Genomic DNA, 2,197 nt, shown 5'->3' with positions numbered 1-2,197 from the left:
TATCAGTCAAATAATTTTTGGTTGGGGGGCTATGGAGGCAAAATTCAGTATCAAAAAACTTTTCAGATATCCTCTAATACCATGTCCGGATAATTAACTATAAAAAACCTTCTCCCTTTAAATCTTTCTTTTCCTTATTCCTTTTTCCCTCTTCCATCTTCCTTATTAAAATGTCAAAAAAACAAAAGTTTCCTCACCTTGTTGGTTCAAAATGGACAGCAAATCAAAAAACTTGGGGATGGCGACATTTCCAAGTAGTAAATCGTAAAAATCAAGGTCAATGGGTATTTGCTGAAATGGTAGCATCCTGTGACTCTAGTGTGAGATTTTGGTTAAATGCTAAACAACTAAAAGACCGCTCTCTTTGGAAACCTGGATGGCAATCAACACAAGAATTAGAAGCAATTGAATAATAATGAATAATGAATAATTATCTGTCCTTGAAATTCGTATTACTTCTTACTTTTGACTTTTGACCTTTGAATTTTGAATTATAAAGGAGTGGCTTTAAATCTTTTACTTCTTACTTCTTACTTTTGACTTTTGACTTTTGAATTAAAAAAGAGAGGGTTTCAACCCTAATTATTCGATAAAAATGGATTACGAGCATCTTAAAAAAGCAATTCAATTATTAACAAATGCCACCCAAAAATTAGAAGATATTGTCAGTGAAAAATCTACAAATCAAGCTAATAATCAAACAGTTGAATTTGCTCAAGAAACTATCAAAAAAGCTATGGCAGAAATCTCTGCTGCCATTAATCCTCCTATCATCAATCATATTCCAGATGAATTTTTAGCAAAAGCAGAAAGTTTAGGTATTCCCTTAGATGATGTTGAGGTTCTAGTCGCTATTTCTGAACATCATCCTAGTCAGTTATTAGGTGTATTAGCAGAGATTGAAAATAGAGCTGAAAATATCAGACGTAGACGAGAATATTTTCTCCTAAGATTACCAGAAATGCCAAGAGAAAAATTAGGACCTCGACTACCAGTTATCAAAGCTAATGATTTTAATTGGCCAGAAGAACCAATTTCTCAAGAATATCGAGAGGCAATTAAAGCTAAATATAAAATTAATCAATTAATGAAAAAACGACCTTATTCTAGAGCTACAATTTTTGAAAAAATTAAACAAGCAGAGGCAATTTTTGCCGAATCTCAAGCACAGGAAAATGAGTCTGGTTTTGATGAAGAAATACCATTTTAATTTTTCTATGTTTCCAGAAAAAAGGCAATATTAATGGATTTCAACAGTTAATATCATCTCCGCTTAATTAATTATAATAAAGTTTTCATACCAATTTCATAAAATATTGCTACATTATCAAGTAGAAAATATTCTGATGAAGATTACTCAAATAACATATAAAAAAGCAGAAATTAAATTATCGCTTGAAGATATAGAAATTTTTCAAAATATTCTTAAAGAAGTTCAGTTTGCCCTAGAAGGCGGTGGTTTTGAAACAAGAGTTACCGTATCTCCAAGGCTAGCTCGTGGTTTCTTTGAATCTATTCTGCAAGAAATTAAACAGTCTGGTGAAAGCCAGATAATAATTAGCTTATCTAAACTTGAAATAATTCTATTAAATAACTTGTTAAATGAAGCTAGTAATGGCATAAAAATTCCTAATTTTAAGGAAAAAATAGGAGTAGAGCATAAGGAAGTCAAAAATCTTTTAAATTTGGTAAGTAAAGTAATAAATGAAATGGATTCTTTAAAGGAAAGCAGAAGATATCCAATTTTTTCGCAGATACAAATAAAAAAATTTAGTATTGAAGGGGACGGATGATATCATACATTAATTCAGGAATGCCGAAATGCTTGTTTAATACTATTTGCTAAATTCAACTTATTTTGTTATTCATAAATTTCAATATCTTTACCATAAAATGAATAGTAACAATGACTTTTTACCGCTGTTTTTGATTGGCTAAAATCCAGTTTTTTAATCCTAATGCAAAAGCAGAATTATTATCTATTTTTAAAGAGCGATCGCATACTATTAATGCTTCTTTCCATCTAAACATTTTTGCTAAACTCCAAGCATAGTTAGCCTGTATCCAAGATTCTTCTGGAGATAAATTTACAGCTTTTTCTAACTGTTGAAGTGCTTGCAGCCAATTTTCTTGACGACAATTAATCAATCCTAAAACTCCATAACCTCTACCATCATTGGGATTAATTTTAAGAGCT

The 2,197-nt window shown here is 30.5% G+C and carries 4 protein-coding genes; 3 read left to right on the top strand and 1 reads right to left on the bottom strand.

The features are described from left to right. Window positions 1–170: 170 nt before the first annotated feature. The 3 genes from AC3DU7_RS31855 to AC3DU7_RS31845 all read left to right on the top strand — a co-directional run bounded on the left by AC3DU7_RS31855 (window position 171) and on the right by AC3DU7_RS31845 (window position 1,793). Window positions 171–413, top strand: a complete 243-nt coding sequence (locus tag AC3DU7_RS31855) for a TIGR02450 family Trp-rich protein (protein ID WP_202222197.1) — start codon at window positions 171–173, stop codon at window positions 411–413. Window positions 414–595: 182 nt separating this feature from the next. Beyond that, window positions 596–1,210: a hypothetical protein gene (locus AC3DU7_RS31850; RefSeq protein WP_488043231.1), complete on the top strand. Its 615-nt coding sequence runs from the start codon at window positions 596–598 to the stop codon at window positions 1,208–1,210. A 136-nt stretch (window positions 1,211–1,346) separates the two neighbouring features. Next, window positions 1,347–1,793 carry a hypothetical protein gene (locus tag AC3DU7_RS31845; RefSeq protein ID WP_488043230.1) on the top strand — a complete coding sequence of 149 codons (447 nt, stop codon included), beginning with the start codon at window positions 1,347–1,349 and terminating at the stop codon, window positions 1,791–1,793. Window positions 1,794–1,914: 121 nt separating this feature from the next. Here AC3DU7_RS31845 and AC3DU7_RS31840 read toward each other — a convergent pair. Further along, window positions 1,915–2,197, bottom strand: a 283-nt coding sequence (locus AC3DU7_RS31840; protein WP_488043229.1) for a tetratricopeptide repeat protein, incomplete at its 5' end; no start/stop codon positions are given.

This window comes from Okeania sp. (assembly GCF_983059655.1).
Note: the sequence above shows the minus strand (reverse complement) of the source record. Positions and strands in the feature narration are given on the sequence as shown.

Coding starts and splice junctions, on each gene's coding strand:
- AC3DU7_RS31850 (WP_488043231.1), top strand. CDS start 596: ATGGATTACGAGCATCTTAAAAAAGCAATTCAATTATTAACAAATGCC.
- AC3DU7_RS31845 (WP_488043230.1), top strand. CDS start 1,347: ATGAAGATTACTCAAATAACATATAAAAAAGCAGAAATTAAATTATCG.
- AC3DU7_RS31855 (WP_202222197.1), top strand. CDS start 171: ATGTCAAAAAAACAAAAGTTTCCTCACCTTGTTGGTTCAAAATGGACA.